Source organism: Streptomyces sp. NPDC020490 (genome assembly GCF_044335305.1).
In the GTDB taxonomy this organism is placed as follows: domain Bacteria; phylum Actinomycetota; class Actinomycetes; order Streptomycetales; family Streptomycetaceae; genus Streptomyces.
This window is the reverse complement of record NZ_JBIRUY010000053.1, coordinates 1-13,394: the sequence shown is the minus strand read 5'-3', so window position 1 is coordinate 13,394 and position 13,394 is coordinate 1. Positions and strand designations below refer to the sequence as shown.

Annotated in this window: 14 protein-coding genes; 6 read left to right on the top strand and 8 right to left on the bottom strand. The window is 74.1% G+C overall.

Annotated elements, in window-relative coordinates; all coding sequences use genetic code 11:
• Positions 1–47 precede the first annotated feature (47 nt).
• Complete coding sequence (locus ACH4ZX_RS37055; protein ID WP_398282783.1) at positions 48–1,361, top strand: glutamate-5-semialdehyde dehydrogenase; 1,314 nt, start codon at positions 48–50, stop codon at positions 1,359–1,361.
• Positions 1,362–1,376: 15 nt separating this feature from the next.
• Positions 1,377–1,556 (top strand): hypothetical protein, encoded by a 180-nt coding sequence (locus tag ACH4ZX_RS37050; protein ID WP_398282781.1) that lies wholly within the window; start codon positions 1,377–1,379, stop codon positions 1,554–1,556.
• Between the two features lie 66 nt (positions 1,557–1,622).
• On the opposite strand, the gene ACH4ZX_RS37045 is transcribed toward ACH4ZX_RS37050, so the two are convergent.
• The 5 genes from ACH4ZX_RS37045 to ACH4ZX_RS37025 form a co-directional block, all read right to left on the bottom strand.
• Positions 1,623–2,018: a peptidoglycan-binding protein gene (locus tag ACH4ZX_RS37045; protein WP_398282779.1), complete on the bottom strand. Its 396-nt coding sequence runs from the start codon at positions 2,016–2,018 to the stop codon at positions 1,623–1,625.
• A gap of 292 nt (positions 2,019–2,310) precedes the next feature.
• Positions 2,311–3,240 carry an ADP-ribosylglycohydrolase family protein gene (locus tag ACH4ZX_RS37040; RefSeq protein ID WP_398282777.1) on the bottom strand — a complete coding sequence of 310 codons (930 nt, stop codon included), beginning with the start codon at positions 3,238–3,240 and terminating at the stop codon, positions 2,311–2,313.
• A gap of 172 nt (positions 3,241–3,412) precedes the next feature.
• Positions 3,413–4,651, bottom strand: a complete 1,239-nt coding sequence (gene proB / locus ACH4ZX_RS37035) for a glutamate 5-kinase (RefSeq protein ID WP_398282775.1) — start codon at positions 4,649–4,651, stop codon at positions 3,413–3,415.
• On the bottom strand, positions 4,648–5,661 hold the full coding sequence (locus tag ACH4ZX_RS37030) for an alpha/beta fold hydrolase (RefSeq protein ID WP_398282773.1): 1,014 nt from the start codon (positions 5,659–5,661) through the stop codon (positions 4,648–4,650). Before ACH4ZX_RS37030 ends, proB begins: the two co-directional genes overlap by 4 nt.
• On the bottom strand, positions 5,658–6,476 hold the full coding sequence (locus ACH4ZX_RS37025) for a WhiB family transcriptional regulator (RefSeq protein WP_398282771.1): 819 nt from the start codon (positions 6,474–6,476) through the stop codon (positions 5,658–5,660). Before ACH4ZX_RS37025 ends, ACH4ZX_RS37030 begins: the two co-directional genes overlap by 4 nt.
• Before the next feature lie 574 nt (positions 6,477–7,050).
• On the opposite strand from ACH4ZX_RS37025, the gene ACH4ZX_RS37020 reads away from it, so the two are divergent.
• On the top strand, positions 7,051–8,112 hold the full coding sequence (locus tag ACH4ZX_RS37020; RefSeq protein ID WP_398282769.1) for a PhlD: 1,062 nt from the start codon (positions 7,051–7,053) through the stop codon (positions 8,110–8,112).
• Positions 8,113–8,158: 46 nt separating this feature from the next.
• Here the strand turns inward: ACH4ZX_RS37020 and ACH4ZX_RS37015 are convergent, their stop codons facing one another.
• Positions 8,159–8,884, bottom strand: coding sequence for a TetR/AcrR family transcriptional regulator (locus tag ACH4ZX_RS37015; RefSeq protein WP_398282767.1), 726 nt, complete (start codon positions 8,882–8,884; stop codon positions 8,159–8,161).
• A 182-nt stretch (positions 8,885–9,066) separates the two neighbouring features.
• Entirely contained in the window at positions 9,067–9,675 is a 609-nt protein-coding gene (locus ACH4ZX_RS37010) for a hypothetical protein (protein ID WP_398282765.1), read from the bottom strand.
• Positions 9,676–9,840: 165 nt separating this feature from the next.
• Here ACH4ZX_RS37010 and ACH4ZX_RS37005 point away from each other — a divergent pair, with 165 nt between their 5' ends.
• From ACH4ZX_RS37005 to ACH4ZX_RS36995, 3 genes are read left to right on the top strand one after another with little or no spacing between them, the layout of a single operon-like run.
• Entirely contained in the window at positions 9,841–10,893 is a 1,053-nt protein-coding gene (locus ACH4ZX_RS37005) for a 3-oxoacyl-ACP synthase III family protein (RefSeq protein ID WP_398282763.1), read from the top strand.
• Positions 10,890–12,446, top strand: a complete 1,557-nt coding sequence (locus tag ACH4ZX_RS37000; RefSeq protein WP_398282761.1) for an acyl-CoA carboxylase subunit beta — start codon at positions 10,890–10,892, stop codon at positions 12,444–12,446. The genes ACH4ZX_RS37005 and ACH4ZX_RS37000 overlap by 4 nt, the downstream gene beginning before the upstream one ends.
• A gap of 12 nt (positions 12,447–12,458) precedes the next feature.
• Positions 12,459–12,650: an acyl-CoA carboxylase subunit epsilon gene (locus tag ACH4ZX_RS36995; RefSeq protein ID WP_398282759.1), complete on the top strand. Its 192-nt coding sequence runs from the start codon at positions 12,459–12,461 to the stop codon at positions 12,648–12,650.
• On the opposite strand, the gene ACH4ZX_RS36990 is transcribed toward ACH4ZX_RS36995, so the two are convergent.
• Positions 12,627–13,199 carry a TetR family transcriptional regulator gene (locus tag ACH4ZX_RS36990; RefSeq protein WP_398282757.1) on the bottom strand — a complete coding sequence of 191 codons (573 nt, stop codon included), beginning with the start codon at positions 13,197–13,199 and terminating at the stop codon, positions 12,627–12,629. The two genes, ACH4ZX_RS36995 and ACH4ZX_RS36990, sit on opposite strands and share 24 nt — an antisense overlap.
• Positions 13,200–13,394: the final 195 nt, after the last annotated feature.

The window sequence follows — 13,394 nt, the reverse complement described above, 5'->3', positions numbered from 1 at the left end:
GGGGGAGGACCGATGACGACGACCAGGGCACACCGGGGGGAGGACCGATGACGACCACGGCACACCGGCACCCCCGGACCGGCGACGCGCCCGCCCGCACCGTCCGCGAGGCGGCGCTCGCCGCCCGGGCCGCCGCGCGCGCCCTCGCCCTCACCACCGGGGCCGAGCGGGACGCCGCGCTGTCCGCGATGGCGCGGCGGCTGACCCTCGACCCGGCCGGGATCCTCGCCGCCAACGAACGGGACGTCGCCGCGGCCCGCGCCGCCGGGCGGTCGGCGACCGTGCTCGACCGGCTGACCCTCACCCGCGGCCAACTCGACGGCCTCGCGGCCATGTTGCGCACCCTCGCGGACCAGCCGGACCCGGTCGGCGAGATCGTGAGCGGGGGAGTGCTGCCCAGCGGTCTGGAGGTGCGCCGCGTCCGGGTGCCCCTCGGCGTGGTCGGCATGATCTACGAGGGGCGGCCCAACGTCACCGTCGACGCCGCGGGCCTCTGCCTCAAGAGCGCCAACGCCGCCCTCCTGCGCGGCTCCTCGACCGCACGCCAGACCAACGCCGCCCTGGTCGCGGCCCTGCGCGAGGCCCTCGCCGAGACCGGCGTCCCCGTCGACGCCGTGCAGGTCGTACCCGGCACCACGCACGACTCCGTACGCGAACTGATGTCCCTGCGGGGCCTGGTGGACGTCCTCGTGCCGCGCGGCGGCGCCGAGCTGATCCAGGCCACGGTGCGGGACGCCGCGGTCCCGGTCATCGAGACGGGCGTCGGCAACTGCCACGTCTACGTCGACGAGCACGCCGACCTCGACAAGGCGCTCGCCATCCTGCTCAACGCCAAGACCCAGCGCCCCTCCGTGTGCAACGCCGCCGAGTCCCTGCTGGTGCACGAGGCCGTCGCGGCCGGCTTCCTGCCGCGCGCGTTGCGGGCGCTGACCGAGCACGGCGTGCTGGTGCACGGCGACGCGCGGGTGCGCTCGTTCCACGACGCGGTGGTGCCCGCCGACGACGCGGACTGGGACCGCGAGTACCTGGCCCTCGAACTCGCGGCCGCCGTCGTCGGCTCCCTCGACGAGGCGGTCGAGCACATCCGCCGGCACGGCAGCGGCCACACCGAGGCGATCGTCACCGAATCGCAGGCCGCCGCCCGCCGCTTCGTCGCGTCGCTGGACACCGCGGTCGTCGCGGTCAACGCATCCACCCGCTTCGCCGACGGCGGGGAACTCGGCCTCGGCGCCGAACTCGGCATCTCCACCCAGAAACTCCACGCGCGCGGCCCCATGGGGGTGACCGCGCTGACCACCACCAAGTACGTCCTGGTGGGCGACGGGCACATCCGGGGCGGAGCCGCCGCCCCGGCGCCGTAGACGGGAGGTCGGTCCATGTACATACGGATCATCACGGAGACCAGACCGGCGGGCCGGCTGCTGTACGAGCGCAAGCCGCACCGGAACTCCTGGCCGGCCGCTTCCCGGCCCGCCGCGCCCGAGGCCCCGCGCCTGGCCCTCGCCGGCGTGGACGAGGACCCGGCCGAGACCCACATCGTCCGCGGCATCGACTGACGGCTCGCCGCCGGAGCCGGCCGTTCCGGCCCCGGCGGCGAGCCGGGCGCGTCCGATCGGCGCGGATCAGGCGGCGCGCAGCGCCCGCCGGGTCTGCGGACCGACCATGCCGTCGACCGAGACGGGGTGGCTGCCACCGGCACTCCAGTTGGCCTGGAGTCCGCGGACCGCCGTCTCGGTCTTCGCGCCGTAGTCCCCGTCGGCGGTCAGCTTCGGCCCGTCGTAGTACGCGTGGTTGTTGATCACGCACTGGATCTCACGGACGATGTCGCCCCGGTCGCCCCGCTGGACCACCGTGTTCCAGGCCCAGCTGTAGCCGGCGGTGAATCCGGAGTGGCCCCCGCTGGTCTTCCAGTGGATGTTGCAGGTGGCCGCGGCGACGGTGCCGTAGTTGATGCCGGTGGTCCGCCGGCACCCCGCGACCCCAGAACCTACGGCCCACCTGCGCCGACCGCTTCCCACCCGCGGTCGGCGTCCCCGCAGACCCCGGCGGTAGCCACCCGACGCCTGCAACCCCCGTGGTACCACCACCGGCTGACACCACCCACCCACCCCCTTTGACGGCACGCCACGGCCCTGCGCCCCGCCCCCTCGCCGTGGACCCGGGCGGACCTGGGCTCGAACGGCGGTGCCCGGGGGCTCCTGGAGCACTGAGCCGGCCGGCGCGATCGCCGCCGCCGCGGTTCCCCCTGTTCTACGCCGGATCCGCGTGATCACGGCGACCCGTTCGGGGCTGGGGTGGCAGGGCCCGGGTTCAGCCTCCGAGGCGGTGTGCGAGGTGGAGCAGGTCCGCCAGGCGCAGCACCCGTCCGTCGAATCCCGGGAGGGGGACATGGAGCGGCCGGGTCCAGTGCGCGGGGATCGCGTCCAGTCCGTAGTACGCGCCCGCGAGGCCTCCGGTCACCGCGGCGACGGTGTCCGTGTCGCCGCCGAGGTCGATCGCCGCGCGTATCGCGTCCTCGAAGCCGCTGGTGGTGCGCAGGGCCCAGACGGCGGAGCCCAGGCAGGGCCAGACGGCGCCGTTGAACTCGGTCGCCCGGTCGGGGTGCCAGTCGGGGGCGAGGACGGTGGCGTAGCGGCCGCGGTGGTCCGGGTGGACGAGAGCGAGGATGTCCGGGATCGCGGCGAGGGGGTCGCTTTCCTCGAAGGTGACGCGGATGAGTTCGTGGAAGATCGCGGTGCCTTCCCGGGCCGCGGGGTCCCCGTGGGTGAGGGCGGCGATGCGGCGGGCCGCGTCCATGGTGGCTTCCTGGCCGGCGGCCGCGAAGTGGACCGCGGAGGCCGACGCCCGCATCAGGGAGCCGTTGCCCGCTGCGCGCCGGTTGACCTGGAAATGGGTCGCGGCGGCGAGGTCCCAGGGCATGCCGTTGGTCAGGACGTCCTCGGTCTGCAGGCCGATGTCCTTCGGTTCCGCTGCCGCCCACCGCTGGAAGCGGGCGAAGACGTCCGGCAGGTCCAGTCCGCCCCGCTCCAGCAGCGACTCCGCGACCAGGACGGCCATCTGCGTGTCGTCGGTCGCCTCGCCGGGGTCCCAGCCACCGCCTCCGCACATCTCGCCGCCGGCACCGGGCGTGGGAAACCGCGCGGAGAACGCTCCCGGGGGACCGAACTCGAAGGGGCCGCCCAGCGCGTCACCCACGGCTGAGCCGACGACCGCGCCGGCGGCCCGCTGAATCCGCTGCATTCGCGCAGGTTATCCGCGCCCGATGCCGTCGGAGACGTCCCGGACGGGGATGTGACGACGCATCGGGCGTCAGCGGCTCCGGCCCGCGAGGCTCCCCGCCGCGTGACTGCGGTCGGCGCCGCCGGGCGGGCCTCGGACCGGCCGGGGGCCAGCCCGCCGGTCAGCCCGCCGGTCAGTGCGGCGGCAGGCCCGCGGGCGCGCCGGGCCGGGCGGGGTCGTGGGCGGGCACCTCGCGGGCGGGCCGGACCCGTACGCTGACCCGCCGGCGCAGCTGGGCGGGGAGTCCGGCGCGGGCGGCGGCCGGCAGCAGCACCAGGTCGTCCTGGCCGACCACCTCACGGGCCGAGCGGCCGCGCAGCAGGGCGAGTTCCTGGACGGCGAGCGAGGACAGCCCGCGGCCGACCACCCGGCCCGCCTCGTCCACCAGCTCCACCGGGTCGCCGGCCACGAAGTGCCCCTCGACCCGGGTGACGCCCTCCGCGGGCAGCGGCCCGCGCCCCTGCACCAGCGCGTGCACGGCCCCGTCGGTGAGCTGCACCGTCCCGCGCGGGCTGCTGGCGTGCTCCAGCCACAGCAGGTGGTCGGAGCCCCGGTCGCCGGTGCGGTGGAACAGCGTTCCCGTCTCCCGCCCGGCCAGCGCGTCCGCGGCGTGCCGGGCGGCCGTCAGCACGACGGGGACGCCCGCGGCGGTCGCGATCCGCGCCGCCTCCACCTTGGTCACCATGCCGCCGGTGCCGACGCCGCTGCCCGTACCGCCGATCTCCACGTCCCGCAGGTCCTGCGGGCCGCGCACCTCGCGCAGCCGCCGGGCCCCGGGCCGGCGCGGGTCGCCGTCGTACAGTCCGTCGATGTCCGACAGCAGGACCAGCAGGTCGGCCCTGACCAGGTGGGCGACCAGCGCGGCGAGCCGGTCGTTGTCGCCGAACCGGATCTCGGCGGTGGCCACGGTGTCGTTCTCGTTGACGACGGGCACCGCGCCCATGGTCAGCACCTGGGCCAGCGCGCGGTAGGCGTTGCGGTACTGGGTGCGGCGGCCCATGTCGTCGGCGGTCAGCAGGACCTGGCCCACCCGCAGGCCGTAGCGGGCGAAGGAGGCGGTGTAGCGGGCCACCAGCAGCCCCTGCCCGACGCAGGCCGCCGCCTGCTGGCGGGCCAGGTCCGCGGGCCGTTCGGTCAGGCCCAGCGGGGCGAGGCCGGCGGCGATCGCGCCGGAGGAGACCAGGACGATCTCCGCGCCCGCGACGCGGGCCCGCGCGAGCACGTCCACCAGGGCGTCCACCCGGTCGGAGTCGAGTCCGCCGAGCGCGGTCGTCAGCGACGACGAGCCCACCTTCACCACGATCCGGCGTGCCGCCAGCACGTCGCGGCGCAGCCCCGTCTCACCGTCCGGGCCGCTGTGCGGGCGCGTCACCGCGCTGTCGCCATCGGCTCGGCGGGGCGGGGGCGGGAGCCACGGGGCGGTTCCTCGGGCCGCCGCAGTTCGCGCAGCAGCGCGTGCACCGTCTCCACGACCAGCACGGGCCGCTCGTACGGCAGGTCGTGGCCCTGGTGCGGCACCGTCTGCAGGACGGCGCCGGGGATGTCGTCGGCCAGCCGCGCGGCCTGCTGCGGCGGGGTGTACCCGTCGAGGGCGCCGACCAGGACGCGGGTGGGCACCCGGCCCAGCGCGCCCAGGCGTCCGGCGCAGTCGTGGGTGGTCAGGGCGGCGTAGAACTCGGCGACCGTCAACGGCGGGATGTCGCGCAGCGCCCGCGCGTCCGTGCGGACGCCCTCGCCCCGCGGCCCCGCGCCGAACAGCGCGCGCCACACGGGGGCGGTCGACGGGTGGGAGAGCGGGCCGGTGAGCAGCCGGTGCACGGTGCGGGCCCAGCCGGGGGAGCGCAGCAGGCCGGCGGCGACCGCCCGGCGCCCGGCGTCGGCCCGGCGCTGCGCCTGCCCTTCGTGGGGCGCCACGGGCGCCGCTCCGACCTGGTCGAGGCAGGTCGAGATCAGCGCGACGCCGGCCACCCGGGCCTCGAACATGCCGGGCCGGTGCGCGGCGAGCTGCTGGATCGCCATGCCGCCCATCGAGTGGCCGACCAGCACCACGGGACCGTCCAGTCCGGCCGTGGTCTCGGTCAGCACGCGGCCGAGGTCGCGGCCGAGGAGGGCCATGTCGAGCAGGGCGGTGCCACGGGTCGAACGGCCGTGCCCGCGCTGGTCGTAGCTGACCGTCCGGACCGCCGGGAAGCCGGGGCGGGGCCGGGTCAGCGCGTCGATGTGCGGCCGCCAGCCGCGGGCGGACAGCGTCCAGCCGTGGCACAGCACGACCGTGGCCCGGGCATCGGGTGCGCCGTGGGTGTCTACGACGATCTCGGCGCCGTCGTCGGTGGTGACGGTCCGGGTCAGCAGGCGCTGCGGCGCCGAGGCGAACGCGCTCATGACGCCCGCACGTTCCCGGCGCCGGCCGCGCCGCCCAGCCGCACCCAGCGCCGGGGGCCGCGAGGCCGGTCGGGTTCCGCCGCACGGGCCTTCGGCACTCGGACATCCGGCGTACGGGTCCCGGTCACGGGGGCGTCGGCGGCCGGGCCGTCCGGCGTAGGGGTACCGGGCGGGACCGGCCGCGGAGCGCGGACCGCGGGCGTAGCCGGCTCGCCCGTACGGCGCACGCCGTCACGCGCCCCGGCGGCCGCGGCCTCGGGCGCACCCGCCCGCGCGGCCGGCGTCCGTGTCCTGCCCGCGGGGATTTTCGCCGGGCTGAATCCCGGCATCCGGTGCACGGGGCCGCGGGTGCAGGCGGAGGCGTAGTCCGCCGCGCGCCAGGCCTGCTGGACCTGGCTGAAGGTGAGCCCCAGCGCGGCGGCGATCCGGCCCGGTTCCCACCCGTGCCGGTGCAGGAACCACACGTACGCCGGCCGTTCCCGCGGCGGTGCGGTGATCCGGCGTCCGCCGTGGGCGAGGAACGCGGCCAGTTCGCCGGGCATCTCCCGCAACGAGGCGGCGACCCGCAGCACTTCGCGCCGTTCCCGCACGGTGAGCCCGCCCCAGATGCCCGTGCTCTCCTCGTGCAGCAGCGCCTCGCGCAGACATTCGCGGGTCACCGGGCAGCGGGCGCACAGGCGTTTGGCGGCCGTCTCGCGGTCGGAGTCGTCGGTGCCGCCGGCGGGCGGGAAGAAGGTCTCGGGGTCGGCGTCGCGGCAGACCGCGCGCTCCACCCAGGGGTCGGTGTCCGCGCGGTGGCGCGCCGGTGCGTACATGGCGGTCGGCCCTTTCTCGGTGTGGACGCGGGTCGCTCGTACCGCAAGACTAAACTCAACATGCGATGATTTCAATGGTTGATGACATTCATCCGCGGAGCGGTCGCCGGTGGCGGGGAATGTGGTTGAGAGCTGGACGAACGCGTTCGCCCGGCCGATTCCACGAGCGTTGAAATTCGGTCTTGCCGCGGCACCCGCTCTGCCGTACGGTCACGTCATGGACACGCTCTGAAGCCAGGACCGGCCGAGGACATGTCCACCGGTGTGCCCGGGCCGCGGATGTCCGGGTGCAAATCAGCCACGGCACAGCCGACGGCGGAGACCCCAAGGTTCAGCTTCGGGCCGCCGCGTGCCGGTAGGTACAGCGATCTCAGCTCCGCATCTCTCTTTCCGCGCTGCGAAGGCGCTCCCACGGGGGGAGCACTGTCAGACACCGGGGGTGTTCGGCGTGCGCAGACTTCCAAGGCAACGGGTCGCTCCACCACGGCGTGGCGGCAACCCGGGCGCGGACGGACCTGGCGGGTGTGACCGGCCCGCGCATCCCCTGCAGGTTTCCCACAGTCTTGGAGTCGTCGTGCCAGTCGTCAGTGCCCCCGTCGTCGTTCTGCCCCGCCATCAGGTCACCACGGAGGAAGTCCTCGAGCGCATCGCCGAGCTGTACGCCGACCACCCCAAATGCGCCTACATCCGCCGGACCATCGCCGCCACCACCGTGCGGACGCGCTGGTACACCCGGCCCCTCGCCGAGCAGATGCGCGGCGAGGGGTCACTCGCGGTGCGCACCCGCGAACACCTCACCGACTCCCTGGAGCTCGCGGAGAAGGCCGCCCGCAGCACCTTGCGGGAGGCGGGCCTGGAGCCGTCCGACATCGACGCCCTGGTGGTGGTCAGCGCCACCGGGCACACGACGCCCGGACTGGACGTCCTCCTGATGGCGAGACTGGGGCTGCCGCCGTCGGTGCGCCGCATACCGGTGACACAACTTGGCTGCACCGGAGGGGTGTTCGGCCTTTCGATGGCGGCGGAACTGGTGGCCGCCCGACCGGACGCGACCGTTCTCGTCGTGTGCGCCGACGTGTTCAGCCACTACCTGCACCGTGCCGACACGGGCATGGACGGCATGATCTTCAAGGGGATACTGGGTGACGGAGCCGGTGCCTGCGTGGTCCGCTCCTGGGCGAACGGCCCGCACATGGAGCTCGCGCAGTCCTGGGAGTGCGTCCAGCCCCTCAGTCACGACATCGTCGGTTCGAACGTGGACAGCGACGGGTTGCACGCCCACAACTCCCCGGATCTGGTGCGCGCGATCCTGGGCGTCATGCCCCGGCTGAACGACTGGCTGGCGCGCACCGCCCCCGCCGGCTCCGACGGCACTCCCGAGTTCATCGTCTCGCACACCGGGAGTCCCAAGATCCTGGACTCCCTGGTCGAGGGCGTGGGGTGCCCGCCCGCGTTGTTCGGGCTGGCCCGCGACTCGCTGCGCGAGGTGGGCAATCTGGGGTCCGCCTCGGTGCTGGAGGTGCTGGAGCGGACCTTCGCGAAGCCGCCCACCGACGGAGCGCACGGTCTGGCGCTCGGGGTCGGGCCCGGGGTCTCCATGATGGCGGTGCGCACCGTCTGGAGGGGCGGCGTCTGACGGCCGGCCGCCCGGACCGTTCATCGGCGCCCCGCCCGGCCGCGGGTCACTCCTGCGGCCGGGCGTCCGGCCCGAGCGGCTCCAGTTCGACGGACAGTCGCATCTCCAGCGACGGCACCACCCAGGAGAGGAACTCCTCGTAGGTCATCTCCGCCAGTGGGTGCAGCCTGAGGATGTAGCGCATGATGGCCAGGCCGGCCAGATGGCTGGACGCCAGGGCCGCTCGGACCTCGGAGTCGGGGCGGTCCCGGTAACCGCTCCGGCTCGCCCAGCCTTTGGCACTCGCCTCGACGCGGGCTCGGAGGACGTCCGAGGTCGCGCTGTCGGCCAGCCCCGCCCGGTAGATGGCGGTCATGGCATAGCGGGTCCGCTCGTTCTCCCAGAACTCCAGGTACCTGCGGGCGATCCAGCCGGCCTCCGATGTGCCCGTCTCCGATTCCGGCATGGTGTCGAAGGTCGCGGAGACGCTGAAGGGCGAGTTGACCGCGGCGTCGAACACCCCCTCCTTGTTGCCGAAGAAGTGGTGGACGAGGGCCGGGTCCACCCCCGCGTCCTCGGCGATCGCCCGGATCGTGGTCCTGGCGTAGCCGCGGTCCGCGAAGAGGTGGAGCGCCGACTCGAGGATCTGCTCGCGGGTGCCGCTGTCGCCGGGGCGGCGCCCGCTGCGGGCCCGCTGCGGGCGGGTCCGCTTCGCGGTGGAAGCGGCCGTCCGGGAGGCGGGGGTGGATTGGCGTGCGGGGGTGGCGGAACTGTCCGTGCCCTTGGATGTCATGGGATCACTGCACTTCAACGAGGCTTGCCGACCGATAATTCACTGCATAGTGAATACACCCTATCAGGCGGCGGCCGTGGAGACCATCCGCGGACGGCAGCCGAAAGCGGACGGCGCGGGCCGAGTCGTTCACGCCTCGGACACCTGCCGGCCGGGCGGCTCTCGCCGCGGCGTCGCCGGACTCATCCGGCGGGCGCGGTGCCCAGTAGCGTAGCCCGCAGCCCAGGGGTGATCGTCTCTATCACCGCGCCGACGTCCATGGACGCCAGCGTCCTGACCCCGAGCAGGTGCCGGGCTATCGCCGTTCCGCCGAGCTGCGCGCCGAAGAGCGCGGTGCGCAGCTCCGGGTCGTCGCCGTCCAGGCCCTGGTCCACCACCGAGTTGAGGATCTCCGCGACGCGTGCGCGCAGGACCGCCGAGGCCTCCTTGTCGGCGAGCCCGATCCGGTACACCTGCACCAGCGGGGACTCCTCCTCCTCGCCGGGCTCCCACAGGGCCAGGTAGGTGCGCGCGATCCGGGCGGGGAGGTCCTCGTCCACGCCCTCGGCCAGTGCGGGGCCCAGCAGTCCGGCGACCCTGACCGTCCGCTCGACGAGCGCGCCGAACACCGCCGCCTTGTCCGGCAGCAGTTCGCGGGCGTACCCGGGGTCCAGGCCGGCCGCCGCGGCGAGGTCCGTGAATTCCGTCCGGCGGTAGCCGAGTTCGGTGAAGACCACACGGCCCGCGGAGATCAGGGACTGGGTCGCCTCGATCCGGGCGTCCTCCGTGCTCACTTCGCTGATGGTGGTCATGTTCCGCAGCCCCCGTCGGGTGTGGCCGTCCGGACGGCGCCCTGGTGCGCCGACCACTAATTCATGAGCAAGTGAACTCTCTCCGTGTTGAATTAGTCAAGCGCCTCTGCGATGATTTCAACGAATGGTGAGTTATTGAGGCTCGCCGTTGCCCGAGGAGGAATCGTGCAGTCCATCGGCATCACCGGAGTGGGCTCGTACCTGCCCGAGACGGTCATCAGCAACGAGGAGATCGCGCACGACGCCGGCGTGACCGACGAGTGGATCGTCCGCAAGACCGGCATCCGTGAGCGGCGCCGGGCCGCTCCCCACGAGGCCACCTCGGACCTGGCCGCGGCGGCCGCCCGGGAGGCCCTGGACCGCGCCGGTCTGACGGCCGACCGGCTCGCGTACGTCGTCGTCGCCACCTCCACCCCCGACCACCCCCAGCCCGCCACCGCGGCCCTCGTCCAGGACCGCATCGGCGCCCACCGGGCCGCCGCCTTCGACGTCAACGCGGTGTGCAGCGGCTTCGTCTACGCCCTCAAGACCGTGGAGAAACTGCTGGCCGGCGCCGGCCCCGGCGAGCAGCGGCACGGACTGGTGATCGGCGCCGACCTCTACTCCCGCATCCTCGACTACGGCGACCGCCGCACCGCCGCCCTCTTCGGCGACGGCGCCGGCGCGGTCGTCCTCGGCCCCGTCCCGGCCGGCCGGGGACTGCGCCACGTCTCCCTGGCCACCCGCGGCGACGCGCACCGGCTGATCGGGGTGGAGGCCGGCGGCAGCCGCCGCCCCGCCTCCCCCCGCACGGTCACCGAGGGCGGCCACTACTTCCGCATGGACGGACGGGCGGTGCGCTCCTTCGTCCAGCGCACCCTGCCGCAGGAGATCGAGCGTCTGCTGCGCGGCGCCGCCGTGTCCCCGGACGCCGTCCAGCACTTCGTGCCCCACCAGGCCAACGGCATCATGCTCGCCGAGCTGTGGCCCGACCTCGGCCTGCACGGCGCCGCCCTGCACCTCACCCTGGAGCGCTACGCGAACACCGGCGCCGCCTCCGTGCCCGTCACGCTGGCCGAGATGGACCGCACCGGCGCGGTCGCCCCCGGCGAACTCGTCGTCCTCGCCGCGTTCGGCGGCGGCATGAGCGTCGGCACGGCCCTGCTGGAGTGGACGATGGGCGACGCGGCCGGGACCGGCCGGACGATGCCCGAACTCCTCACGACGGTGGCGTCATGACCGCCCACGGCGTACACGGCCGGGCGGCCGCCCTGCGGGCGCTCAAAGAGGAGATCGCGCAGGGAGACGAGAAGGCGACCGCCGCGCAGCACGCCAAGGGCAAGCTGACCGCCCGCGAACGCATCGCCCTGCTCCTGGACGAGGGCTCGTTCACCGAGGCGGAGCCCCTGCGCCGCCACCGCGCCACCGGCTTCGGCCTGGAGGACCGGCGCCCCCACACCGACGGCGTGATCACCGGCTGGGGCACCGTGCACGGCCGTACCGTCTTCGTCTACGCGCACGACTTCCGCATCTTCGGCGGCGCCCTCGGCGAGGCGCACGCCCAGAAGATCCACCGCATCATGGACCGTGCCCTGGCCGCCGGCGCCCCGCTGGTCTCCCTCAACGACGGCGCGGGCGCCCGCATCCAGGAGGGCGTCACCGCGCTCGCCGGCTACGGCGGCATCTTCCAGCGCAACACCAAGGCCTCCGGCGTCATCCCGCAGATCTCGGTGATGCTCGGCCCGTGCGCGGGCGGCGCGGCCTACAGCCCCGCCCTCACCGACTTCGTGTTCATGGTCCGCGAGACCTCGCAGATGTTCATCACCGGACCCGACGTCGTCCAGGCCGTCACCGGCGAGCGGGTGTCCATCGGCGGCCTCGGCGGCGCCGACGTGCACGCCGAGGTGTCCGGCGTCGCGCACTTCGCCTACGACGACGAGGAGACCTGCCTCGAGGAGGTCCGCTACCTGCTCTCCCTCCTCCCGCAGAACAACCGCGAGACACCCCCCTCCGCCGCGACCGACGACCCGGCGGACCGCCCCACGGACGCCCTGCTCGACCTCGTACCCGCCGACGGCAACCGCCCCTACGACATGCGGCGCGTGATCGAGGAGATCGTCGACGACGGCGAGGTCCTCGAGGTCCACGAGCGGTGGGCGGCCAACGTGATCTGCGCCCTCGCCCGGCTCGGCGGCCAGGTGGTGGGCATCGTCGCCAACCAGCCCCTGGTCCAGGCCGGCGTGCTCGACATCGACGCCAGCGAAAAAGCGGCCCGCTTCGTCCAGCTGTGCGACGCCTTCAGCATCCCCCTGGTCACCCTGGTCGACGTCCCCGGCTTCCTGCCCGGTGTCGACCAGGAGCACAACGGCATCATCCGGCGCGGCGCCAAACTGCTCTACGCCTACTGCAACGCCACCGTCCCCCGCGTCTCCCTGATCCTGCGCAAGGCCTACGGCGGCGCCTACATCGTCATGGACTCCCGCTCCATCGGCGCCGACCTCACCTACGCCTGGCCCACCAACGAGATCGCGGTCATGGGCGCCGAAGGCGCCGCCAACGTCATCTTCCGCCGCCGGATCAAGAACGCCGACGACCCCGACGCCATGCGCCGCCAACTGGTCAAGGAGTACCAGGCCGAGCTGATGCACCCCTACCACGCGGCCGAGCGCGGCCTGCTGGACGACGTCGTGGACCCGGCCGACACCCGCCGCGTCCTGGTCGAGGCCCTGCGCATGCTGCGCACCAAGCACGCCGACCTGGCCCCCCGCAAGCACGGCAACCCGCCCCAGTAGAAGGAGCCTCAGATGACCACACCACTCGTCCGCGTGGTCCGGGGCGGCGAACTCGGCGCCGAGGAACTCGCCGCCCTCACCGCCGTCCTGCTCTCCCGCGCCGCCGCGGCGCAGGATCACCAGGAGGAGGAAGAGGAGATACGGGTCGTACCGCTCTGGGAGAGGACCGCGGTCTACCGCTCACCGGTGAGCTGGCGCGACTGACGCCGTGTCCAGCGCGAGCCGCATCGACGGCGCGACCAGCTCGGCCAGGGCCGGCACCGAGAGCTCGGCGATCGGCCTCAGCCGCAGCACGTACCGCGTGAACGCCACGCCGAGCAGCTGGGCGGCCAGCAGCCCGCTGCCGGCGGCGGCGCGTTCATGCCCGAGCACACCGCTCAGACAACTGGTGAACTGCTCGTGCAGCATCTGCCGCAGCCGCTCGGCGGCCCGCTCGTTGGTCGCCGCGCACCGCAGCAGCAGCCGCAGGGACCCCTCGGCGGAGTCCTCCTCCCACGGCGCCAGGAAGTGGGCGATCAGACACTGCGGCAACTGCTCCGGGTCGGTTCCCGTGAGGTCGGGCAGCCCCAGATCCAGATCGAGCGCCGCGTCGAACAGCCGCTCCTTGCTGCCGAAGTACCGCATCACCATCGAGGGGTCGATCGAGGCGTCGGCCGCGATGGCCCTGATCGTGGCCCGCTGATACCCGTCAGCGGCGAACCGCACCCGAGCGGCCCGCAGTATCCCCTCACGCGTACGCCGCGACCGCGTCATGAGCCCTCTCCTTTCCGTACCCCGCAAACCCAAGGCGCACAGCCGGCCGTCCGCCCTCCCATCGGCCCGGAACACACCGCCGGCCGCGCACGGCGGTGAGGCGGTGTCCGGGCTGTCGCGCGACCCGCGCCCGCCGACGGCGGGAAGGGGACGGGACGGGGGTGTCCGCCCGCAGCGGTTGGCGCGTCAACCCCC